The organism is Arthrobacter sp. StoSoilB13 (assembly GCF_019977255.1).
Taxonomy (GTDB): Bacteria; Actinomycetota; Actinomycetes; order Actinomycetales; family Micrococcaceae; genus Arthrobacter.
Genome location: NZ_AP024647.1, coordinates 1452103 through 1475865 on the forward strand (window position 1 = coordinate 1452103; position 23763 = coordinate 1475865).

Annotated in this window: 14 protein-coding genes, 2 tRNA genes and 3 pseudogenes; 5 read left to right on the forward strand and 14 right to left on the reverse strand. The window is 61.3% G+C overall.

Annotation, left to right across the window (positions count from 1 at the left end; translation table 11 throughout):
- Positions 1-834, forward strand: a complete 834-nt coding sequence (locus tag LDP01_RS06815) for an anti-sigma factor (protein WP_224088123.1) — start codon at positions 1-3, stop codon at positions 832-834.
- A 97-nt stretch (positions 835-931) separates the two neighbouring features.
- On the opposite strand, the gene LDP01_RS06820 is transcribed toward LDP01_RS06815, so the two are convergent.
- From LDP01_RS06820 to LDP01_RS06845, 6 genes are all read right to left on the reverse strand, one after another.
- Positions 932-2335: a GntT/GntP/DsdX family permease gene (locus LDP01_RS06820; RefSeq protein WP_224088124.1), complete on the reverse strand. Its 1404-nt coding sequence runs from the start codon at positions 2333-2335 to the stop codon at positions 932-934.
- The gene (locus LDP01_RS06825; protein ID WP_224088126.1) at positions 2332-2877 is read right to left on the reverse strand and encodes a gluconokinase; all 546 of its coding nucleotides are present in this window, start codon (positions 2875-2877) and stop codon (positions 2332-2334) included. Before LDP01_RS06825 ends, LDP01_RS06820 begins: the two co-directional genes overlap by 4 nt.
- 74 nt (positions 2878-2951) lie before the next feature.
- Entirely contained in the window at positions 2952-3731 is a 780-nt protein-coding gene (locus tag LDP01_RS06830; RefSeq protein ID WP_224088128.1) for a PIG-L deacetylase family protein, read from the reverse strand.
- Positions 3732-3736: 5 nt separating this feature from the next.
- Entirely contained in the window at positions 3737-4690 is a 954-nt protein-coding gene (locus LDP01_RS06835) for an electron transfer flavoprotein subunit alpha/FixB family protein (protein ID WP_224088130.1), read from the reverse strand.
- Between the two features lie 12 nt (positions 4691-4702).
- Complete coding sequence (locus tag LDP01_RS06840; protein WP_216924063.1) at positions 4703-5506, reverse strand: electron transfer flavoprotein subunit beta/FixA family protein; 804 nt, start codon at positions 5504-5506, stop codon at positions 4703-4705.
- Positions 5507-5760: 254 nt separating this feature from the next.
- Positions 5761-7482: a trypsin-like peptidase domain-containing protein gene (locus LDP01_RS06845; RefSeq protein WP_224088132.1), complete on the reverse strand. Its 1722-nt coding sequence runs from the start codon at positions 7480-7482 to the stop codon at positions 5761-5763.
- Positions 7483-7827: 345 nt separating this feature from the next.
- Between LDP01_RS06845 and LDP01_RS06850 the strand changes: the two genes are divergently transcribed.
- Together LDP01_RS06850 and LDP01_RS06855 are read left to right on the forward strand one after the other, a co-directional pair.
- The gene (locus LDP01_RS06850) at positions 7828-9876 is read left to right on the forward strand and encodes a TPM domain-containing protein (protein ID WP_224088134.1); all 2049 of its coding nucleotides are present in this window, start codon (positions 7828-7830) and stop codon (positions 9874-9876) included.
- Between the two features lie 99 nt (positions 9877-9975).
- Entirely contained in the window at positions 9976-10764 is a 789-nt protein-coding gene (locus tag LDP01_RS06855) for a PspA/IM30 family protein (protein WP_216924066.1), read from the forward strand.
- Positions 10765-10863: 99 nt separating this feature from the next.
- Here the strand turns inward: LDP01_RS06855 and LDP01_RS06860 are convergent, their stop codons facing one another.
- The 5 genes and pseudogenes from LDP01_RS06860 to LDP01_RS06880 all read right to left on the reverse strand — a co-directional run bounded on the left by LDP01_RS06860 (position 10864) and on the right by LDP01_RS06880 (position 16833).
- Positions 10864-11661 carry a GntR family transcriptional regulator gene (locus LDP01_RS06860; RefSeq protein ID WP_224088135.1) on the reverse strand — a complete coding sequence of 266 codons (798 nt, stop codon included), beginning with the start codon at positions 11659-11661 and terminating at the stop codon, positions 10864-10866.
- Positions 11662-11811: 150 nt separating this feature from the next.
- A tRNA-Met gene (locus tag LDP01_RS06865) sits at positions 11812-11885 on the reverse strand.
- A gap of 406 nt (positions 11886-12291) precedes the next feature.
- A tRNA-Met gene (locus tag LDP01_RS06870) sits at positions 12292-12365 on the reverse strand.
- A gap of 203 nt (positions 12366-12568) precedes the next feature.
- Positions 12569-15566, reverse strand: a pseudogene (locus LDP01_RS06875) (UPF0182 family membrane protein).
- Between the two features lie 130 nt (positions 15567-15696).
- Positions 15697-16833 carry a YlbL family protein gene (locus tag LDP01_RS06880; RefSeq protein WP_224088136.1) on the reverse strand — a complete coding sequence of 379 codons (1137 nt, stop codon included), beginning with the start codon at positions 16831-16833 and terminating at the stop codon, positions 15697-15699.
- Positions 16834-17044: 211 nt separating this feature from the next.
- Here LDP01_RS06880 and LDP01_RS06885 point away from each other — a divergent pair, with 211 nt between their 5' ends.
- Entirely contained in the window at positions 17045-18481 is a 1437-nt protein-coding gene (locus tag LDP01_RS06885) for a zinc-dependent metalloprotease (protein ID WP_224088137.1), read from the forward strand.
- A 45-nt stretch (positions 18482-18526) separates the two neighbouring features.
- Here LDP01_RS06885 and LDP01_RS06890 read toward each other — a convergent pair.
- The 3 genes and pseudogenes from LDP01_RS06890 to nudC form a co-directional block, all read right to left on the reverse strand.
- Positions 18527-19151: pseudogene (locus LDP01_RS06890) on the reverse strand (M48 metallopeptidase family protein).
- A pseudogene (locus LDP01_RS06895) lies at positions 19151-21284 on the reverse strand (UvrD-helicase domain-containing protein). Before LDP01_RS06895 ends, LDP01_RS06890 begins: the two co-directional pseudogenes overlap by 1 nt.
- Positions 21281-22270, reverse strand: coding sequence for an NAD(+) diphosphatase (gene nudC, locus LDP01_RS06900; RefSeq protein ID WP_224088138.1), 990 nt, complete (start codon positions 22268-22270; stop codon positions 21281-21283). The pseudogene LDP01_RS06895 and the gene nudC overlap by 4 nt, the downstream one beginning before the upstream one ends.
- A 179-nt stretch (positions 22271-22449) precedes the next feature.
- Between nudC and LDP01_RS06905 the strand changes: the two genes are divergently transcribed.
- The gene (locus LDP01_RS06905; RefSeq protein ID WP_263433670.1) at positions 22450-23745 is read left to right on the forward strand and encodes a macrolide 2'-phosphotransferase; all 1296 of its coding nucleotides are present in this window, start codon (positions 22450-22452) and stop codon (positions 23743-23745) included.
- Positions 23746-23763 lie beyond the last annotated feature (18 nt).

Sequence of the window (23763 nt, forward strand, 5' to 3'; positions counted from 1 at the left end):
ATGAGCGAAAACAATGGTGGAGGATTTGTCCGCAGAATGTTCGCCAATGACATCGCAACCGACCTGGCCGAGGGCCGCGTCCTCGAACTCGCGGAAATCTATGCCTTGGATGCTGTCACCGAATCCGAACGGGCCCTGATTGACGATTACGTCAAGGACGCTCCGGAAGGTCCAGCGTTCCAGGAGCGGGTCCGGCAGGCCCGCGAGACCCTGGTGGCAGGTTTCGCTCCCGAGGAAGAGCCGCCCGCCGCCCTCTTCGGCAACATCATGGACCGGATCGCGAAAGACGCTGCTGCACAGCCGGCTGCTGACGCGGCCCCTCCCTCGGCACCTGGGACCGTCGTCGATGAACTCGCCGCCGCCCGGACAAAGCGCGTGGAACGCCGAAGCTTCAGTGGCGGGCGCGCATGGCTGGTGGGTGCTGCGGCTGCTGCTGCCATAGCGTTGGGCGGCGTGGGTGTCGGTGCATACGTTGCCGCCCAGAACGACCCCGTGAACCAGGTCCTCCAGGCCCAGGATGTCCAAAAGAAAACTGCAGAGGTTCCTGGAGGGGGCACGGCAACGATTTCCGCTTCCTCCGCCAAGGACTCCTTTGTGGTGTTGATGGACGGCGTTGCCCCGGCCCCCGAGGGCAAGGTCTACCAGTTGTGGACATTGCCGAAGGATGGGTCAGCCCCCGTGCCGCAGGGCACTATGGACGCCCAGACATTGTCCAAGCCGGCAGTAGTGAAGGGGTTGTCTTCAGCTTCCTCAGTAGCTATTACGGTGGAGCCTGCTGGCGGGTCAAGCTCTCCCACGCAGCCACCTGTGTTGGTGGTTCCGCTGAGCGCCTGATCTCAGCCAGGAATGGCGTCAACCCTTAAGGCCCGACGGCGGCCGTCCCACCAAGGTGGGCCGGCCGCCGTCGTTCTTGCTTTCAGGTGAGTCGCAGCTACAAAACCAGCGACAAGAGCATCACGAACCCGAAGCCGACCACGGAGATCAGCGTCTCCATGACGGACCACGTCTTGAACGTCTGCCCGACCGTCAGCCCAAAGAGCTCCTTGACCAGCCAGAATCCGGCATCATTCACATGCGAGAGGAACAATGAGCCTGCTCCGATTGCCAAGGCGAGCAGAGCCGCATGGGTGGGGGTCAAACTGCTGGCCAGTGGCGCGACGATGCCCGCAGCAGTCACGGTTGCAACGGTCGCCGAACCCGTGGCGAGGCGGAGCGCTACCGCCACGATGAAGCCCAGCACGAGGACGGACATGTTGGCGCCTTCTGCCCACTTCTTGACGGCGTCACCCACGCCGGCACCAATCAGTGTCTGCTTGAAGCCGCCGCCAGCTCCGACGATCAAAAGGATTGCGGCGATGGGGCCCAGGCTGTCGCCCAGCTTGGCGGTGATCTTGCTGCCCGTGAATCCCACCGCGTATCCAAACGTCACAATGGCGGCCAGTACCGCCAACGTCATGGCGACCAGGGGCTGGCCCACGAAATCGAAGAAGATCCTGATCATCGGAGCGGTCGCCGCGTCCGGCCAGATGATGTCGCCCAATGCCTTGAGCAGCATGAGGACCACGGGGAAGATGATGGTCAGCAGCGTTACCAGGAACGAGGGCTGGCGCTTGACGTCACTAAGGTCTGCGCGGTGCTTGGTATCGATGCCACCCGCCACGGCGGGAGCCTCCACCGGAACCCAACGTGCGGCCAGCCGCGAGAAGAGCGGGCCACAAATCATGACCGTGGGAATGGCAACAAGGATGCCCAGGCCCAGTGTTGTGCCCAATTCAGCCTTTACGGCGCTGATGGCGATCAGGGGTCCGGGGTGCGGGGGCACCAAGCCATGGAGAACGGAAAGCCCCGCCAAAGCCGGTATGGCTATCCGCATGAGCTTCATCCCGGATCTCTGCGTCACAAGGACAATCACCGGCAGCAGGAGCACCAGCCCGATTTCGAAGAACATCGGCAGCCCAATGATCACAGCCACAAGCGTGATCATCCAGACGATCTTGTTGCCGGTGGCCTTCGCCAACAAGGTGTCCACTACCCGGTTGGCCCCGCCCGAGTCGGCAAGCAATTTGCCAAGCATGGCGCCCAAGGCAATGAGGAGGCCGACTTCCTTGAGGACTCCCCCAACCCCGTCTTCGAAGTTGGTAATGACTTTGCCCAGCTCCACACCCGAGGCAAGCCCAACAAACGCCGAGCCCAGCACCAGGGCCAGGAATGGGTGGAGTTTCAGCTTTGCGATCAGAACCACGATCAGCGCAATACCCAACGCTGCCACCACAAGAAGCTGGGTGTCGTGCCCGGACCATTCCTGCACCTGTGTGGCCGTTTCCAGCGCGATCATGAGGCTGCCGCTTCGGAACCCGCGCCCAGGGGACGCAAGCCGAGCCGTTCGATGACCTCGTCCGCCTCCTCAGCGGGCGAGGCCGAAACACACAGCGAGATGTAGTTCTCGTCTTCCGTGGGTTCCTCAAGTGCTTCGAACTGGGACTCCAGCAGCGAGGGCGGCATGAAGTGGCCGTGCCGCGACGCGAGCCGGTCCGAGATCTTGTCTTTGCTCCCTTGCAGGAAAACGAAGACAACCCCTTCGCCCCGGAGTACGTCGCGGTACTTCTTCTTCAATGCCGAGCACGTGATGATGGCCGGCGTACCGGCATCTGTGTGTTCCCGGATCCACTGGGCAATAATGCCAAGCCAAGGCCACCGGTCCTCATCGCTGAGGGCCTGGCCCGAGTGCATCTTGGCCACATTCGCTTCCGGATGGAGATCGTCGCCTTCGGCGAGATCCCATCCAAGCTTGCCGGCCAGTACGCCGGCTACAGTCGACTTGCCCGAACCGGAGACTCCCATAATCACCAGCACGGGTTGCTGTGCAGTCTTCGCCATCAAAGTCTGCCTTCCTCGAATAAATATGATTTAACCGAGGTCCAGCATATGACACGGGTTACATATCGGCAATGTCAAAAGCCGGCGATAGTATTGGATCCGTTGACGGACACTACGTGAAAGCTCTCGGCGCTTGCCCCGGCAGGAAGCCCTGCACGGGCACCGTTGGCCATTAACATGCCACGGACCACGCGCTCCATCCCCTCGATGTCCGGGTGCTGGCTCGCGTGGATGCGGATCGCATCGAGCTTGGCATCAACATGCTTGGTGACGTCCACGAAATGGTTCTCACGGTCCTCTGGGCTGGAGATAAACCAGAGCCAGGGAAGCTTGTAGGCCATAAGTCCGGCCTCAGCCAACTCAGGGTAGGCAAAGGGATTCTCCACGGCGGGATAAACCGCCCTGGTCACGGCTTCCCCGGCTGCGAGGTGATCCGGATGGCTCTTCTGAAGGCGGTCCCAGTTCCGTTCCGGGTGCATGGTCAACACGATGTCCGGGCGGATTTCCCGGATGAGCTTCACAACCTGCTTGATGACGTTGTGTGTCGGCTCAAGGTAGCCATCGTGTTCGTGCAGGTACCGGATGTCTTTGACCCCCACCAACTCTGCCGCCCGTTGCTGTTCCGTGGCACGGAGTTCGATAATGCGTTCCCGGTCAACGGGATCAAACCCGCCGGCGTCGCCATCAGTCATGATGCAGTAGGTGACCTGTACGCCGGCAGCAGTCCAGGCAGCTATGGTTCCTGCGGCTCCGAAGTCGATGTCGTCAGGATGGGCAGTAAAACAAAGCACCCGCTCAACACGCTCCGTGGAGGTGTTGAACGGGCTCTTTGCTGACGAAACGCCAGAAGTCAAAGGGATCAGCCTTTCCGCTTTTTGATCTCAGCTGTTGCCTGCGGCACAACTTTGAACAGATCACCGATGATGCCGAAGTCCGCGATCTCAAAGACAGGAGACTCTGCATCCTTGTTGATCGCCACAATGACCTTGGACGTCTGCATTCCAGCCTTTTGCTGGATTGCTCCTGAGATGCCTGCCGAAATATACAGCTGCGGAGACACAGTCACACCGGTTTGGCCCACTTGGGCGTCGTGGCCAATCCACCCAGCATCGGTTGCTGCCCGCGAAGCGCCAACGGCAGCACCAAGGGCATCGGCGAGTTCTTCCAACGGGCCAAAGTCGCCATCGACGCCCCGCCCGCCGGCCACAACGATCCTGGCCTCGCTGAGGTCGGGCCGGCCACTGGCGGGCTTCACCGTGCGCGAGGAGATCCGGGCCGCATTCGCTGCAGCATCTGCAGGAACCTCAACCTTGGCGGTCGCGGGAGCTGCGGCTGCGCCTGCCGGCTCTGGTTCCACGATGTTCGCTTTTACGGAAAAGACCGACACCGGAGTAGTGGCCTTTGCCGTGGTGTTGTAGGAACCCGCGAGAACCGACTTGTGGGCGGTGCCATCCGCATCCACACCAACGACGTCGGTGATGACTCCGGCGTTCAGCTTAATGCCGAGTCGTCCCGCGATCTCTTTGCCCTCCGGCGAGTTTTCGACCAGGACAGCTGTTGCGCCTGAAGCCGCCACTGCCGCCGCGAGGTACCCGGCCTTAGCCGCAACCAAGTAGTCGTCCAGGTCATCCGCAGAGGGCTGGAAGATCGTCGCCACGCCATAGGCACCCAACGTAGCTGCGACGTCGTCGGTCAATTCACCGTTGATCGCGACGGCGGTCTCCCCCAGCTTCCGCGCAAGGGTCAGGAGCTCCAAACTGCTCTTCTTAAGCGCAGCCCCGGGATTGTCAATGAAAACAAGTGCATTTGCCATGGTTGGAGTCCTTTAGAGCAGCTTCTGTGCGGCCAGGAAGTCGACGAGCTTGATGCCGGCGTCGCCCTCGTCGGTGATGATCGTACCTGCGGTCCTGGGCGGGCGGGCAGCTGCAGACTCCACAACCGTCCACGAGCCTGCCTGGCCTACCTCGGAAGGATCGACACCGATATCGGCAAGCGACAACGAGGCAATCTTCTTCTTCTTCGCTGCCAGGATTCCCTTGAAATTGGGGTATCTCGGTTCATTGATCTGATCTGTGACCGAGACCAGCGCCGGGAGCTGCGCTTCCACGGTTTCCGAGTGGGAGCCGGCATCCCGACGCGCCACCACGGTTCCGCCGTTAACCTCCAGGCTTGAGGCAAACGTAAGCTGCGGGAGCGACAACCGCTCGGCCAGCTGAGCCGGGATGAGAGAGGTCTCGCCGTCCGTGGAAGCCATGCCGGTCAGAACCAGGTCCACCGGGCGTCCATCTGCGGAGAGATGGCGGATGGTGGCTGCAAGCGCCAACGACGTGGCCGCGGCGTCCGAACCAGCCAGCGCGTCATCGCTGAGGTGGACCCCGGAATAGGCGCCAATCTGCAACGACTTCTTGACTGCGTTTACCGCACCGGAGGGCCCCATGCTGAGGGCAATGACCTCGTTGCCGGCTTTGGCCCCGCCACGCTCTTCAGCCAGCTGCAGTGCTGCCTCAAGTGCGTACTCGTCAAGTTCGGACAAGATGCTCTCATCACGGTCAGTTGTGTTGCCGGGTCCTGTGATGTGCCGGTCGAACTGCGCGTCCGGGACGTGCTTGACCAGAACGACAATCTTCAATGTCTCTTCCACTGTCTTCGAAGCAGCCTTCCATGCTTGTGGACGGCCAACCGCAGGAGCGTGGCCGTGAATTGCCCAGCGTGTGGGCTTCCCCTAGCTAAGCATATTGCCCGCAGAAACCCGCAGAAAAACGATTGTGCGTTAACGCCTGTTTCATTCGGTACGGCAACTGCGGGCACAGACCGACGGCGGGCCACACCGCTGAGGTGCCGCCCGCCGTCGTCTCCTTTGTGCAGGTTACTGCCGTTGGGTTGTTATTGCTGTGCAGCGTCCAAAGTGACTTCCACTTCCTGGGACTGGCCGTTGCGCTGGATAGTTACCTTGACCTTGGCGCCAGCGGGCTGTTCGCGGACCGCCGCGGTCAACTGGTTGGGGTCAGTCACCTGGTAGTCACCGAACTTGGTGACGACGTCGCCAACCTTGATGCCTGCCTTCGCCGCGGCCGAACCCGAGGTCACTGAAGCCACCTCCGCGCCAACCGAGAACCCTGAATCGCTGCCCGTGGACGACTTCGACCGCACAGAGACACCAAACTGGCCATGGCTTGCCTTGCCGGTATCGATGATTTCCTGTGCAACCCGCTTGGCATGGTTGATCGGGATACTGAAGCCCACACCGATGTTGCCGGTTGAGGAATCCGATGTGCCACTGCCTGCAGACGCGATGGCGACATTGACGCCGATGATCTCGCCCTTGCTGTTCACCAGCGCACCACCGGAGTTGCCCGGGTTGATCGCGGCGTCAGTCTGGATCACGTTGATCGAGATCGAGCCCTCGTTCGCAGTCGGCTGGCCCTGGCCACCGCCCGGAGGGGCGAACTGGAAGCCCTGGTCACCACCCTGCGAATCGTCAGTGCCTTCCTTCGGCGCAGCAGAGGAGGCGACGCTGATAGTGCGGTTGAGCGTGGAGACAATACCGTCCGTCACAGTGCCAGTCAGGCCAAGCGGCGAACCGATCGCGACGGCGGTGTCCCCCACATTGATCTTCGAAGAGTCACCGAGCGTGGCAGGTACCAAGCCGGACGTGTCGTCGACTTTGATGACCGCAAGGTCCGATAGCGGATCGGTTCCAACGACCTTGGCTTTCAGGACTTTCCCATCACTGGTGCGGACCTCGATGGCAGCATTAGACGTAGCACCATCCAGGGTCACCACGTGCGTATTGGTCAGGATGTGGCCCTGGTCATCGATAATGATGCCGGAGCCCGTTCCGCCTTCGTTACCGGCCGTCGCTTTGATGGTGACGACGCTCGGCGACGCCTTGGCTGCCGCTGCTGTGATGACGTTGACGTCATCCTTGTTGTTGACTATCACGGTGCTCGACTGCCCGCCCGTTGAAGCCGCCGGTGCCGGGTTGTCCAAAAGCATGTTGCTGCCCGCCACCACGCCGCCACCCACCAGGCCCGCGGCGAGGATGCTGGCAAGCAGCGTCCCAATACCGAAAGCCGGCTTGCGCTTGGTGCCTACCGGGGACTGCTGGGCAGGTGCGCTGTGGAAGCCCTGCCCGGGAGCGGGGTTTCCGGGCGCGTGGTTTCCGGGGTTGGTCCCCCCGCCGTAAAACGGCTGGTGCTGCGGGTAGTTGGGGCGGTGCCCGGGTTCGTGGGGCTGAGGGCCGCCGTAGTACTGTGGCTGGCCTGTGTTTGGCTGGCCTGTGTGTGGCTGGCCTGCGTTGGTCTGTGCCCCCGTGTTTGGCTGGCCTGTGTTGCCCTGTGCCCCTGGGTTGGCATTGGCTGGACTGCCATTGGTGTGAGGCGCCGATTGGGCAGGAGGCTGGAAGGCCGGCAGCGGAGTTGTTGCATGCGTACCGGTTTCGTGCCCGGAATTCCAAGCAGAGTGCTGGGTGGGCTGCTGATGGGTTGGCTGCTGCTGGGTTGGCTGCTGCTGGGTTGGGGCGGCGTCAGAGCTTTCAGCGGGATCCCGGGGCTCGGACGGATCACGGTTCTCTGGTGCGGTGCCCTGCGCTGGGTTCTCCGTCATGGGACTTCCTTTCATCCTTGTCTCCCATAACTATGGCCCTTATTACTGGAACAAAATCGGACGTTCGCTGGGAGCTTCCTGAAAGCCCGTTTCAGTGCTGCACAGGACCTGGGTAAAGGAAAGCGAGGGCTGATACACAGAGCCTCAACGCGCGGGCATTGCGCGTTTCTCCTATGTTTCGCTGGTGGCATATTCAACGCTGTGGACGGGGTATGGGGTGCACCATAGAATCAAGTGGAATTGCCACAGCGACCTGCGGCTTTACAAACCATGCGTGGGGGCGCTGAGCATTCTGTGACGATTGGTTCGCCTTGTTCCAGTCGCAGACGTGCTGAAGGGTTGCACATGCGGTCAATAGTGAAACGTGTACTCGCCGTGATTGGCGTGGCTGGAATGTTGGCCCTCCCGGCCGGCGCCGCCTGGGCTGCAGATCCGGTGACCATACCGTCCGGCCAAAACATCGTGGATGATGCCAATGTCCTGGGCAGCCGCAAGGGCGAAGTTCAGGAAGCCATCCAGAAAACACTCAAGGACCACAAATACAACCTGTACGTGGTTACGGTGAACTCCTTCGAGAATCCGTCAGATCCCAAGGCGTGGACCGCAGCGGTAGCCAAAGCCAAGGGCATGGGCAAGCCTGATGCGATCCTTGCGATTTCCACGGCTGGCCAGTACAACTTCGCGCTCAACTCAGGTAGCCCCATCTACTCGAAGCAGGGCGCTATAGCCCAAAACGCCGTGGCTGCCAACCTGGGCGGCGGCAAGAAGGACTACGCCCAGGCAGCAATTGACACAGCCGCAGCAATTGGCGACGCCGCCGGTGGCGGCAGCGGCACCGTGCCGAGCGGTAATGGCAGTGTCGGAGTCCTCGTCGGTGTGGGCGTAGTGGCAGCAGGCGGCGCAGCCACCTACCTCTACCTGCGAAATCGCCGCAAGAAGACCGGCCAGGCATCCAGCGCCAGCTACGGCCCCCAAGGAGAAGAGCTTGACCCACTGGCAGGGCTGAGCATTCCGGAGCTGCGCCAGAAGAGCGGCTCGTTGCTTATCGAGGCCGATGACGCCATTAAATCCAGCGAACAGGAACTCGGATTCGCCCAGGCCCAGTACGGTGATTCGGCGATCGGCAACTTCACCAAGGCTCTTCAGGAAGCCAAAGCCCACATGACCGAATCGTTCAAGCTGCAACAGCAACTGGACGACCATATTCCGGACACCGAGGAACAACAGCGGACGTGGCTCGGAGAGATTATTCGCCGTTCCGAGGCGGCCCTCGCATCACTGCGTGACCAGAAGGCAGACTTCGACTCCCTTCGCGAGCTCGAGAAGAAGGCCCCGCAGGCCCTGGCCACCGTCACGGCAGGTGCCCGGGAGGCCGACTCCAGGATCGCCACTGCAGAGCAATCCCTTGAAAGCCTTCGCAGCAAGTACGCCGAGTCTGCGCTGACGCAGGTCTCCGACAACATCCTGCAGGCGAAGGAACGCCTGGCGTTCGTTCAGAATGCAGCCACTACCGCCCAGGAAAAACTGGCTGCGGGAGAAAACAGCCTGGCCGCCGTAGCGGTTCGCGCTGCCGAAGAGAGCCTGCACCAGACGAACGTCCTGATCGACGCGATCTCCAAGACGGCGGGCAGCCTTGACGAGGCCCGCGCCTCCCTGGAAAGCGCTGTCGCCGAGACCAGCCAGGACCTCGCGCAGGCCAGGGCCATGATCCAGTCAGGTGAACATCCTGAACTCGCAGGACCGGTAGCTGGCGTGGAAGCGGCGCTTGCCCAGGTCAAGACAGAGATCCAAGGTGGAAAGATCGACCCCATTGCCACCCTGACGCGCGTTGAAACAGCGCACCAAGCGCTTGATCAGTCATTGACCGGCATCCGGGACCAGCAGGAACAGGCCCGCCGCGCGCAAGCATCCTTGCAGCAGACCATCATGGCGGCGCAGGCCCAGATCAGCGCAACCTCGGACTACATCACGGCACGTCGTGGCGGCGTTGGAACTGAGGCCCGCACCAGGCTCGCCGAAGCCCAGCGCAATCTGGACTACGCTTTGTCGATCTCGCGCAATGACCCTGTAACGGCGTTGACCTACGCCCGGCAGGCCCACTCACTCGCTGCACAGGCAGCCCAACTGGCGCAGGCCGACGTCGACCACTTCGGTTATGCCGATCAAGGCTACGGCCGCGGTGGAATGTTCGGAGGCGGCGGCGGAGGTGGCGGCCTTGGAGGCGCAATCCTCGGCGGTATCCTGATCAACTCCATCTTCAACAGCGGAGGCGGCGGTTGGGGCGGCGGCCACAGCGACGGCGGTGGCGGCGGATTCTTCGGTGGCGACTCCGGCGGCGGCGACTGGGGTGGCGGCGGAGGTGATTTCGGCGGCGGCGACTCCGGCAGTTTCTAGCCCCACACTTTAGCTGGGGTCCATGCCCCATCTAGGAGCGGTACAACAACTGATCACTGATTTCAGTGGGTTCCACTGAGCAGGACGAAAGGCAACACCATGGTTAAGCAGTCCATTTTCGGCCGGATCTCGCAGCTCGCCAAAGCAAACATCAACGCTTTGCTGGACCAGGCTGAAGACCCGCAGAAGATGCTGGACCAGATGGTCCGCGACTACACGAACAACATTGCTGAGGCCGAGTCGGCAGTGGCTCAGACCATCGGAAACCTCCGCATGCTGCAGGCCGACTACAACGAAGACGTCAAGAACGCCCAGGACTGGGGCAACAAAGCCCTTGCCGCGTCGCGCAAGGCCGACGAGTACCGGGCTGCCGGTGATACCGAGGATGCCACGAAGTTCGACAACCTGGCCAAGGTTGCCATCCAGCGTCAGATGACGGCAGAGTCGGAAGCCAGGGCCGCGGAGCCCAGCATTGCGTCCCAGACCGAGGTTGTGGACAAGCTCAAGAGTGGGCTTGACCAGATGAAGAACAAGCTCAACCAGCTCACGGCGAAGCGCAACGAACTCGTAGCCCGCTCCAAGACCGCAGCTGCGCAGTCGCAGGTACACGATGCTTTGAAGAGCATTGACATCATGGACCCAACCAGTGAAGTTGGCCGTTTCGAAGAGAAGATTCGCCGGGAGGAAGCCAAGGTCCTGGGCCAGCAGGAACTTGCCGCATCCAGCTTGGATGCCCAGTTCAATCAGCTGGAAGACCTCGGGGAGCAGACCGAAATTGAGGCCCGCCTGGCTGCTCTGAAGTCCGGAGGCAGCAAGCCTGCCATCGGGGCCGGGGCCCCGGCCTCCAGTGGTGCAACGATCGACGAAACCGACTTCGACAAGCTCTAGCGAGGTAGGGCCTTACGGCTCTCTGATGTGCACGTGAACCATGCAAATGGCCGGATCCCTTCCAGGGTCCGGCCATTCTGCTTCTGTCGCCAACCATGCCTAGAGCAGGGAAGACTCCAAAGGGTCCTGGCCAGGACCAACGTCCGTGGCCACTTCAGCACGGATTTCGAAACCCTTGGGGTGGAAATAAGTCACCGTGCATTCAAGGACTTCACCGTGCGGCCCCAAAGTGGTCCGCTCCAAGCGCGGGACCATGGGAAATTCACGGACATTCAAGGCATCGGCAAGGTGCTCCGGTGGGGCGTGCATCGTGACCGTGATTTCGGCCCGCTGGAGAGGCTTGGACGTCCTGTCCTGGATCACCTGGTAAATGGAATTGCGCTCAGCATCCGCGAGGCTGATGTGACGGCCGATGTGGGAAGGGATAAAGATTTCCGCAACGGCATAGGGCCATCCGCCGCTTGAATAGGAGCGACGGATCACCAGGACGAGATTGTCATCGGAAACCAGCTTGGCTGGCACGGACCTGTCCTTCTCCATCCATTTGTATTCAATCAGGCCTTTGACAGTCTTCATTCCTGCTGCTGTGAACGTCTCCATGAAGGGCGCCAGGCGGTTCAGCATCCGGACCGGACGCTGCGCCATGACAAAAGTGCCCTTGCCCTGCCGGCGAACAAGCAACCCCTTCACAACAAGGGTTTCTATTGCTTTGCGGACCGTAGTACGACTGATCCCGTACTCATCCATCAACGATTCCTCGGTCGGGATCCGTGCGCCCGGTTCCAACCGGCTGACTTGATCAGTCAGGACGTCTGCAACCTGCTGGTACACCGCTACGGGGCTGTTCCTTTGCAGGGCCTGTCGATCCAGGTCCTGGTTGAAGTCTTCCTTGACCATCCGGCCTTCCCATTCATTCCCCGCACGCAGCCATACCGGATTTGATGCTAGCACCGGCACTGGTCCCTAGCACCGGCACCGCGGGCGCCTGGCGCAGCATGAAAACAAAAAGGTCCGGATCAGTGAAAACTGATCCGGACCTTTCTCCAGTTGCGGGGACAGGATTTGAACCTGTGACCTCTGGGTTATGAGCCCAGCGAGCTACCGAACTGCTCCACCCCGCGTCGCAAGACCAACTCTACCGCACCAGGCAGGGTGCTTATGACCATCACGTGGTGAAGGTGGTGCAGATCACGGTCCGGAGGGTTGGTCGCCTAAGATCCGGGGTCATAGGAAAAACGTGTGTATGGGGGACACTGTTCAGCTACCTGGGCGCCGAGTTCGCCGGCCTCCAGATCGCCTCGACCACCAACCGCATGGAAGGCGGCACCAACGCCCAACTGCGGTTACTGCTGCGGGCCCACCGGGGCATGAGCGAAGAGCACCGCAAAGGCTGGGGCCGGACGCACATGACACACCCGGGATTTACACACGTTTTGTCCTATAACCCCACGTTTTGTCCCATAACCCTAAGACCCGGGAAAACAAAAGATCCGGACCAGTGAATACTGATCCGGATCTTTTCTCCAGTTGCGGGGACAGGATTTGAACCTGTGACCTCTGGGTTATGAGCCCAGCGAGCTACCGAACTGCTCCACCCCGCGTCGCAAGAACAACATTACCGTCCGGTGAATGGCAGACCAAATCCTGACGACGTGATGTGCATCTCCCCCGGTCAATATCGCTCAATCGAATTTCCGGAAGAGCGCTTCCCCAACCATTTTGTAAACCAAAAGGGCCGTTGCCCGCTCCAGGAGGAGAGGACAACGGCCCTTCTAGTCACGCGGCGTCAACCTTTCACCGGCTACTAGCTGCTCGGCGACGGCGACGGCGTGGCGCTTGGTGTAGCACTCGGCGTCGCTGTCGGTTCCGGCGTTATGCCCAGGCGGGTCTCGGCGTCGATGGCCCTCTTGAGTGCCTCGGAAAGCCTGGTCTGCTGCTGGCCATAACCGGCAAAGTCTCCCTTTGCCAGAGCTGCCTGGCCATCCTGGATTGCCTTGTTGGCCTCGTCCAGAGCCGCCTTGAGATCAGCCTTGGCGTCAGTCGGGCCCGCAGGAGGCGTTGTGGTACCGGGCGGCGTTGCGGGCGTCTGGCCATTGTTCTGGAAGTCACCAGCCTTCGCACCGGAGTTACCACCGAACAACTGGTCCAGAGCCTCATCCAAGGTAGCTGCAAAGCCGATCTTGTCACCGAAGGCCACGAGGACCCGCTGCAAGGTGGGATAAGAGGTCTCGCCTGTTGACTTCAGGTAGACGGGCTGGACGTAAAGTAGGCCGCCACCCACGGGCAGGGTCAGCAGGTTTCCGTTCAAGACGTCTGATGCGCCCTGACGCAGCAAGTTAAGCGCCTGGGACACGGTGGGATCCGAGTTGAACTTGTTCTGCGCCTGTCCTGGGCCAGGAACCTGGGTATCCGTAGGAAGTTGCAACAGTCTTAGCTTGCCGTAGCTGTCAGCCTTAACTCCCTTGACGTTCCCGGCATCCGAATCAGCGGCCAGGAATCCGTACAGGATATTCCTTGCGTTGCCGTTGACTGTTTGCGGAATGAAGGATGACGTCAACTGGAAAGCAGGCTTGTCCTGATCAGGCATCTGCAGGGACATGTAAAACGGCGGCTGCTTGACGGCTTCCGAGACCGTGGGGTCATTCGGAACACTCCACGCATCATTGTTTTGGTAGAAGCTGTCAGGGTTCGTGACGTGGTAGCGGCCAAGGAGTTCGCGCTGGACCTTGAAAAGGTCCTCCGGGTAGCGGACGTGGCTCATGAGGTCGCCGGACATCTCCGTGTAGGACTTGATCGTGGTGGGGAACACCTTCTGCCAAGCCTTCAGGAGAGGATCATGGTCGTCCCAGGCATAGAGCGTGACCGAGCCGTCGTATGCGTCGACAGTGGCCTTGACCGAGTTGCGGATGTAGTTCACGGAGCTATTGGGCAGCGTCACCGTCCGGCCCGCACTGGTCTGCGAATCAACGGTCGCGTTCTGCAACTGCTGGGGCTGGGAGTACGGGAAGTACTGGCTGGTGGTGTAACCGTCAACGATCCACTTCACGCGACCATCGACGACGGCCGGATACGCGTTGCCATCCACCGTCAGGTAGGGAGCAAGCTTCTCAACCCGTTCGCGGGGATTGCGGTCATAGAGAATCTGGGATTTCTCGTTCACGCCGTCCGAAAGCAACAAGTCCGAGGACTGGAACTTGATGGAGTACAGAATGCGGTTGAGCCAGTTGCCTACGATGGGTCCGCCGTTGCCGGTGAAGGTGTATTGGGTTTCTCCCCCGCCTTCGCGACCAGCCGGGCGGTCCTGCTCGCGGTGTTGGGCACCCTCGGGAGCGCCAACGATCGAATATTCAGGAGAGTTCTCGCCGAAGTAGATGCGAGGTTCGTACGTGGTGTCATTGCCGAGAACGCCGTTGGACGGAATGCCTGATTGCAGGAAATCCGGCTTGCCATCAACCGTGAACTTGTTGCCCTTCGCTGCGACAACACCATAACCGTGCGTATAAACGATGTGTCGGTTGACCCAGGTCTGCTGGTTTGCGCTCAGGGCCGTCCGGGTTCAGTTCGCGAACAGCGATGACGGTGTCCTGCACTTTGCCATCCACGGTGTAGCGGTCCACATTCAGTGTCTGGGGGAACTGGTAGTACGGACGGTACTGCTCAAGCTGGGCGAACGCCGAGGAGATGAGGTTCGGATCCAGCAGGCGGATGTTGGCCGCAGTCTGGGCGTCCTTTGCCAAAGCTCCGCTCGTAGCCGTTGTTGTGGCGTTATAGGCGGACACATCAATCTTGTCCAGGCCGTAGGCTGCCCGGGTCATCTTGATATTGCGGTCAATAAACTCCCTTTCCAGGGTGTTCTCCGAGGGACGCACCTGGAATTGCTGGATAACCCATGGGTAGACGCCACCCGCCAGGATGGCCGTGATGATCAACATCGCGGTACCGATTACCGGCAGGCGCCAGCGGCCAATAACCGCAGCGATGATAAAGAGAATCGCAACCAAGCCCGCGGCAACCGCCAGGATTGCCTTGGTGGGCACAACGGCATTGACGTCTGTATACAATGCACCTGCCCACCGTCCGGATGAGCTCTGCACGGTGGAGTACCTGTCCAGCCAGAAATTCACGCCAAGCAGCAGCAGGAAGAATGCACCTGTTACGGCAATGTGGATCTGGGCGGCACGGCTGGTGAAAACACCACGCTCCATAAGCCGGATGCTTCCGTACAAGTAATGCGTGAGGATGCCGGCAATGCCGGCCACTACCGCAATGCTGATGAGGAATCCGGTAACAAAGCCAAGGAACGGGAGCGACATCAAGTAGAAGCTGATGTCGAGATTGAACAACGGATCCGCTTGGCCGAAGGGCTCCTGGTTGAAGAAGAGGAGAACCTTCTGCCACTGGCTTGCCGCTGCGCTGCCGGCAAAGAGCCCGAACAGGATCGGCAGGCCGACCATGACGACACGGCGGACAGGCTCAAGCTGGGCCTGGTAGCGGTTGAGGTTGTCACGTGACTCAGCATCCGGAGCGTAGACCGGCCTGGCGTGGTACGCGATCCTGATGGCGAAGTAGACGGCAGCGAACATCATGGCGAAACCGACCAGGAACGTGACGATCCGGGCGAGGTTCTCGCGGACATAAACTTCGAAGAAGCCGAGCTGCTGGTACCAGAGGACGTCTGTCCACACATTGGCGAAGAAAATGAATCCAACGACGGCCACTGCCACGACGATGAGCGTCGGAGTCAGGGCACCTCGTCTCAGCGGCGATCTTCCGGGCGGGTTGGAGCTGGCGGGACGGGACAAACTCTGTACCTCATTGGTGGTCGTCAGTTAAAAGTCGGTGTGCGTGTGTTCAACGATCTCTGCCCCTGGGCGATGGCGGAGTCCGTCATATATGCCACGAGTGGCGGTGGAGCTAAGTTCCACCGCCAGTCTAGTTGTTGGTGCAGGTGGGAAGGCCCGCCGTGTCCTGTCCTGAACCGAGTCGTTCCACTGCTGCGGTGGCATCGGCCAAGGTTTCCACCTTCACCACCTGCAGGCCATCAGGAATGTGCCCTACGACGTCGGCGCAATTCGCGGCCGGCGCAAGGAACATGGTGGCTCCATGCTGCCGCGCTCCAATCATCTTCTGCGCAATGCCGCCGATGGCTCCCACTGCCCCATCAGCGGTGATGGTTCCGGTCCCTGCCACGTGCTTTCCTCCAGTGAGGTCCCCCGGCGTGAGATTGTCCACGATGCCCAGGGCAAACATCATTCCGGCGCTTGGACCCCCCACGTTGTCCAAGGAAATTTTCACTTCAAACGGGAACGTGAAGTCGCTACCCAGGAGGATGCCCAGGACGTAGCGGCCAGCGGGATTCCTGGTTGGCGTTATCGTTTCCGTGACTGCAGAACCGTTCCTGTCCACGACGAGGACGGCCGGGGCGCCGTTTCCGGCTGCCAGTTCAGCCTGGACCATGCTGAGGGAGGAGATCGGTTTTCCGTTAATGGAGGTCAGCCGGTCTCCTTCCTGAAGTTTCCCCACGGAAGGAGACGGATCCGAGAGGCCGGCCACCTTGAGCCTCTGTTCAAAGGGGATATCCAATTGCCGCAGTGCTGCGGCAACAGCGTTTTCCTGTGAAGTCTCCATGGCAATTTCGCCTTGCTGGACCGTCTCTTCAGCTGTGGTGCCTTTGGGGTAGATCAGTTCCTCGGGATAAACGGCTTTGGATTTGTCCAACCAGGCCCGGAAGACTTCGAAAATTGTTGCAGGAGTCTTCGGCCCGCCCGCCATCACCACCGTGGTCAGGTCCAGGTTTCCCTTGGCTGGGAAGGACTCATGTCCCGAAATGCTGATGACAGGTTTGTCCCCATCCTGCCCCAACGTATTAAAGGTCGGTCCGGCAGACTCAACTACGTAGGGAACCGGCAAAGCAGCCGCCCCGATCCCAAGTCCCAGTGCCAGCAGGCCCGAAACCACCATGATCATGTACCGGCCGCTGCCGGCAGGTTCCGGAGATTCAGGGGAGGAATCGGCGTCGGGCGTTCGACGCGGATCGAGCGAGCCCTCGGGGCTGGGCGAAGTAAGCATTGAGGCCTCTCTTTACCGGTACTGCGCGACCGGCATTTTGGCTCCTGCCGCTGGCCGCGGCGACGGGCACATACCAAACATCCACATTACGCGGTCGGACGTTGTGGGGATGCTTTGCCTACAGCGAACGGCGCCGCACACAGGCAGACAGCCTTCCCACCGCGCGGTACGGTGAAAGTGATCACCAGCCAGTTCGACGATCGGCGGCACCATGACTTCCAATCCCAACAACCCGTCAGATGACGATGAGACGCCCAAGGACCCGCTGGCGGAAATGCTGCAGAACCTGATGGGCGGCCAGGGCATGGGCAACATCGATCCCGCCGAACTGGCCAAGGCTGCAGGGCTGCCCAACGATCCCCAGCTCCTGCAGCAAATGTTCGCACAAGTCCAGGCCATGATGAGCTCAACGTCCGAGGGTCCGGTGAACTGGCAACTGGCCCATGAGAACGCACGGCGCGTTGCGGCGTCCGGGAGCGATCCATCGGTGAACGCCCAGCAGGCCCGGGACATCGATGAAGCACTCCGGCTCGCGGAACTATGGCTGGATCCTGTGACGGACCTTTCCGCCACCGGACTTATCGGCCGTGCGTGGTCCCGTGCGGAATGGGTTGAAGCAACTCTTGGAACCTGGAAGCGGCTGACTGAGCCAGTTGCCAACAGCATCGCCAATGCATTGTCCAACGCCTTGACCCAGCAGATGCCCGAGGAAATGAAGTCCATGATGGGTGGTGCTTCGTCAATGCTCCAGAACATGGGCGGCGCCATTTTCGGGATGCAATTGGGCCAGGCGATTGGCGCGCTCTCGGCGGAGGTAGTGAGCTCTACGGACATCGGTGTTCCCCTGGCTGACCTGGAGATGGCCCTGCTCCCGGCCAACGTCGCCAAGTTCGGCGAAGGTCTCAGCCTCCCCGAAAACGATGTCCGGCTCTTCCTCGCCGTCCGCGAGGCAGCACACGCCCGGTTGTTCGTGCAGGTTCCGTGGCTGCGGGGCCACTTGCTCGGCGCCATTGAAGCCTATGCGCGAGGCATCCACATTGACATGTCCCGAATCGAGGATCTCGCACGGGAGCTGGACCCCGGCAACCCTGAAGGAATCCAGGAAGCCTTGTCCCAGGGCGTCTTCACTCCGGAGCGGACGCCCGTGCAGACTGCCGCTCTTGAAAAGCTCGAAACGGCGCTTGCCCTAGTGGAGGGATGGGTGGATGAACTCACTGCTGAAGCCACGGACAAGGTACTCCCCTCGGCTACCGCCCTTCGCGAAACTGTCCGTCGCCGGCGTGCCACCGGCGGCCCTGCCGAACATGCCTTCTCATCGCTTGTCGGGCTGGAACTGCGCCCACGCAGGCTCCGGGAGGCCGCTACCCTGTGGGCAACACTGAAAGCAGAACGCGGTATTGCCGGCAGGGATGCCATCTGGCACCACCCTGACCTGCTGCCCACCGGGGAAGACCTGGACGATCCCAAGGGCTTCTCCGAACGCCGCAGGCTTGCCGAAGCCAGCGATACCGAGGTTGACGATGCTCTGCAGAAGCTCCTGAGCGGCGGTTACGATGAGCCCGGGGACGCCAAATCGGAGGGTGACGACTCCCAGGACGACAGCGGGCCCGACCCGGGCAGCCCAGATCCGAAGTCACCGTCCACCTAATGTCAGCAATGGTCGCCATGAATTTCATGGCGACCATTCTCGTCCCTACTCCGTTTCGTCCGCGCCCGTTCCAGCTGATTCATTGGCGTCACCGCTAATCCCACGGGAGGTCGCGAACGCGACCCCTTCCAAGAATGCTTTGGCGCGCTGTGTCTCCGGGTAGGCCGTCAGCAAGTGCCAAAACTGCGCATTGTGCCCTGCTACCAACAAATGCGCCAATTCGTGCAGGAGCACGTAGTCGATCACCCACTGGGGCATCGCCTGAAGCTTGTTCGAAAGCCGGATGGTTCCATCCGCTGGAGTAGCCGAGCCCCACCGTGAGTTCTGGTTCGTCACCCAGCGGACCGACGTCGGAACCGCCCGTCCTCCGAGGTAGGTCCGCGAAAGGTGCGCTGCATGCTGGGCAAGTGCCTCGTCCGTAGCAGGCCCTGCGCCGATCTGGTTTACCCGCCCGGCGCTCACCCTGCCTCTGGAGCTTCGCAAGCATGCGCCGCACCCACTCGCGCTCCTGCGATTTGGTAAAGCTGGCGGGAATCGCGACAACGGCATTACCGTCTTCCCAAAACGCAGCTACCGTCCGTCGGCGCCGGGCTGAGCGCCTGACAACTACTGGAGCACCGTCGTCGGTGAGCGTGGGAACGTCGGCCTGGCCGGCCGTTGAGCGCGGCATCAGAGGTTGGTGCTCTCTGCGAGGACGGCGAGGACGGCTTCTCCGTAGCGCTCCAGTTTGGAGGGCCCGACCCCCGCCAGTCCGGCCAATTCCTCCAGCGACGCCGGCCGGGCTTCGGCTATTGCGGTTAATGTGGCATCAGTAAAGACAACGTAGGCGGGAACATCGGCAGATTGCGCTTCATCGCGCCGCCACTGCCTCAGTGCGTCAAAGGTCTGTTCCTCGTATGTCGGCGGGCATTGGTTGCACCGACCCACCTTCCTCTCGGCTCCGGAGGCAAGCATGCTTCCACATACCCTGCACGACGCCGGCGCGGCAGCTTTGCGGTGGGTGGAACCTGCCCGGCTCCTGGCGTTCGCGGACGCCACCGAATCCGGCCGGAGTCCATCGAGAAAGCGCGAGGGCTTGCGGTTGGCGCGGCCACCCGGAGTACGCGCGGAGGACCATGACAGGTTCAGATGCTCACGCGCACGGGTGATCCCGACGTAGAGCAGCCGGCGTTCTTCGTCCACGTCCTCCGGTGTGTCCGCGAAGGAGATAGGCATGAGTCCTTCGCTGAGGCCCCACCAGGAAAACGGCATCCCATTCGAGGCCCTTCGCCGCGTGAAGAGAGGCAAGGGTCACACCCTGAACTGTGGGAGCATGCTGGGCCACCGAACGTTCCTGGAGCTCGTTGACGAACTCAGCCAAGGTGAATGACTCTCCACGGCTGACTGACAACTCATCGGCCAAGGCCACCAAAGCGGCCAGGGATTCCCAACGCTCGCGAAGGGCTCCCCCGCTGTGTGGCGCGGCTTCGCTGTAGCCAAGCGAGGCAACAATGTCACGGACAATCTGGCCCAGGGGCTCCGGGGCGCCTTCTGCCACAGCCCTGGTCGCCGCACGCAGTTGCAGGATGGCATCCCGGACCTCCTTGCGGGCGAAGAACCTCTCTCCGCCGCGAAGCTGGTAACCGATCCCCGCCGACGCCAGCGCTTGCTCGTAAGCTTCGGATTGCCCGTTGGTGCGGAACAGTATGGCGATCTCGCTGGCTTTTACTCCCGTGTTGAGCAGCTCCTGGATTCTGCCGGCAACGACCGCCGCCTCCGCTTCGTCGTCCGGACATTCCATGAACCGCGGTTCCGGGCCTGCTGGCCTTTGGGCGACAAGCTTGAGCGGAGGCGCCCACGCCGCATCGGCAACCGGTCCACCACTTCGCCGGGACCCGAGAAGCTCATTGGCCAGCTTAACCACCTGCGGGGTGGACCTGTAATCACGGATGAGCTTGACGACGGTGGCGCCTGGGTAGTGTGCCTTGAAATTCAAGAGATGTTTGGGTGAGGCCCCCGTAAAGGAGTAGATGGTCTGGCTCGCATCACCCACCACGCACAATTCATCACGACCACCCAACCAGAGATCCAGGAGCCGCTGCTGAAGCGGGGAAACATCCTGGTACTCGTCGACGACGAAGTGGCGGTATTGCTCCCTGACCGTCGCTGCAACCTTGGGATCCTCCTGGAGGATCCCAACCGTAATAAGCAGGACGTCTTCGAAGTCAATGACGTTGCGGTCAGTCTTAATATCCTCGTACGCCTGGAACACCCTGGACACAGCCGTGAGGTCGAAGCCTCCCGGAGTCCCGCGTCCTTGTGCATTCTCCAGGTAGTTGGCAGGTGTGAGCATAGAGACTTTTGCCCACTCAATTTCTGCAGCCAAGTCCCTGATGGAAGCCCGATCAGTGCTGAGGCGAAGCCTGCGTGAGGCCTCAGCAATCATGTTCGCCTTGTGGTCCAGCAGGCTGGGCAGGGTACCGCCGATCGCCTGCGGCCAGAAGAACTGCAATTGCCTCAGGGCCGCAGCATGGAAAGTCCGTGCCTGCACATTGGCCACGCCAAGATCCCGAAGCCTGCTCCGCATTTCGGCCGCAGCCCTGGCTGTGAAGGTCACGGCCAGCAGCCTCTGTGGTGAATACACCCCCGAATGCACTCCATATGCGATGCGGTGCGTAATGGCGCGGGTTTTGCCTGTGCCTGCACCTGCGAGTACGCAAAGAGGGCCAGTGAGAGTGCTGGCTACTTCACGTTGCTCATCATCCAAGCCGCTGAGGATCCGCTCCTCAAGTGAGCCTCCGACGTCGAAAATTCCTCCTGTCACGGCTGGAGGTCTTCGATGACGCCGCCGTACCAATGCTCAATCAAGGAGCGCGCAATGGACAGGCGCGTGGAGATGGTGATCTCGCCACTCAACACAGCCTCCTGCAACTCTTCACGGCTGAACCACCGCGCGCGGGTGACCTCTACGCCGTCGGGGCGGGCAACGGCGTCGTTCGTTATTGCCGTAAAGCCCAACATGAGCGAGGCAGGGAAGGGCCACGACTGCGAACCAAGATACTGGCAGGCAGTAACGCGTACCCCTACTTCCTCGCCGATTTCGCGGACAACAGCCTGCTCAAGCGATTCCCCGGGCTCAACAAATCCAGCAAGGGTGGAGTAGTTACTGGCGTCGGCAGGCCCGCCGCCACCCAGCAGGAGCCGGCCGTCAGGGCCAACGACAGTAACGATGATCGCCGGGTCTGTACGCGGATAGTGCTCAGAGTTGTCCTTGGGACACCGCCGCACCCAGCCCCCGGTTTCAATATCAGTTGGCGTGCCGCACTGCGGGCAATGGGTATGGGTCGCGTGCCAGTTGGAGATGGCGCTGGCTTCGATGAACAAGGCAGTGTCAGTAGCATCGAGGCGTCCTGCAACTTCCCGGAAGCCGGCCCACTGCGCAACGGAGGGGATCAGGGCTGTCCCGGGCACAGGCGGCTCAGCAACAGTAAACAGCAAAACGGGAGTACCCTCGGCCACGGACGAAGGCCTCAAGGTGGTACCCAGGTAGATAGCAGTCAGGGCGCCGGCTTTTGCTTCGCCGAGGGCAGCCCACAGTGGACCAGCATCCCCGAACCAAAGGCCGTCCCTGCTCACCAGCGCCTTGCGTTGGGAAATGACCATGGCCTTGGCCCTGCCGGAGGCGATGAGGTCCTCAACCATGCCAGGCTTCATGCGCTCACTGGAGCCTCGGTCCACCAATGCCGGGCGCACTGGAAGAACAGTTTCCATCAAGTGGTTGGCCAGCGCCGGAGACTCCGCATAACTCATGTATCTACCGTACTGATTCGCACCGACAAAGAACATTTGGATCGGCCGCTTGTGCATATCGTGCCAATGCCGGCGGCTGAGGGGACCGATGATCCGCTTCTGCCTTGTTTTCGTGCGGATCTGAAGACTCGCCGCACTGCATCATGGCCATAGGCGCCACTCAATCTACCGTGGAAGACGTGAGAAGAACACCGCTCGAACTGGCCGCTGTAGCAACCGCGGCGGTGCCCGGACTGGCACCGACGGCTACAGCCTATTCCCCCGATGACGACGCCGACTTCGATTCGGCGTCGTTGCTCGATGCGGAAGGCAAGCGTTGGCGCGTCCGTTCGCCGCGTCATCCCGAGGCCAGTACCCGCCTCGAAACGGAATTCATGGTCCTTCGGGCCTTCGCGCCCGCCATCCGTGCCGAGCTTCCTTTCCATGTGCCAACCATCGCCGGCACAGTCCGGCAGGGCGCCCTCACAACATTCGTGTATGCCCATCTGCAGGGTTCCACGCTGTCCATTGACGAGCTATCCGCCGGCAGTCCGGCTTTGGCCCGTGATATTGGCAACGCCCTTGCCGCCATCCACGACCTCCCCCTGGCACTGGTCAACAATGCAGATCTGCCCAGTTACTCGGCCAACGAGTTTCGGCAGCGCAAGCTCAACGAATTGGACCAGGCGGCCACTACCGGCAAGATCCCCGCCACTTTGCTGCGCCGCTGGGAACATGCCCTTGAGGACGTCGCACTGTGGCGGTTCAACCCCTCGGTGGTTCATGGCGACCTCCACGAAGACAACCTGATGGTCCAGGACGATACCGTGACGGCCTTGACGGGGTGGACCGACCTCCGCATTGGTGATCCCGCAGATGATTTCGCGTGGCTGGTGGCGTCCAACGAAGCCTCGTTCGTTGAAGCGGTCCTCGGCCGGTATACCGAGGCGCGCCGGGACACACCCGACGCCCATCTGCTTCGACGCGCCGCTTTGCTGGCTGAATTCGCGTTGGCCCAGTATTTGGTGAAGGCAATGGCCGTTGGGCACGACGACATGACGTCAGAGGCAGTATCAATGCTGCAGTCCCTTGCGGATGACATAGAAGAACAAGCCCGGCATGACGAGGCCGTTCTGGCAGCCGAGCAGGCGGCTGCAGCTGAGGCTGAAGGCGCGGCACTGCAGGAAGCCGCGAATCACCCGAATAACGTCCGGCAGCCTGCCGTTACTGTCGTGGCGATTCCCGACGCCGGGACTTCAGTCCCGGCGCCTTCCCAACCTCCCACATCGTCGAAGGAAGCCCCCCGCGCCGGAGTGCCTGACGCCGAAGCACCTGACAACGAGGCACCTGGCAAGGAAGCAGCATCCGATGCGGATGCTGAAACGGTGTCGAACAAGGTGGCGGATGAATCCTCCCCTCGGTCTCAGGATGACGCGTCGACTGCAGCTTTGAATGTTGTCAATGTGACACCGCTGCATGCCGGCGAGCGTTCCTAGACCAGCGCTTCTCCCGGA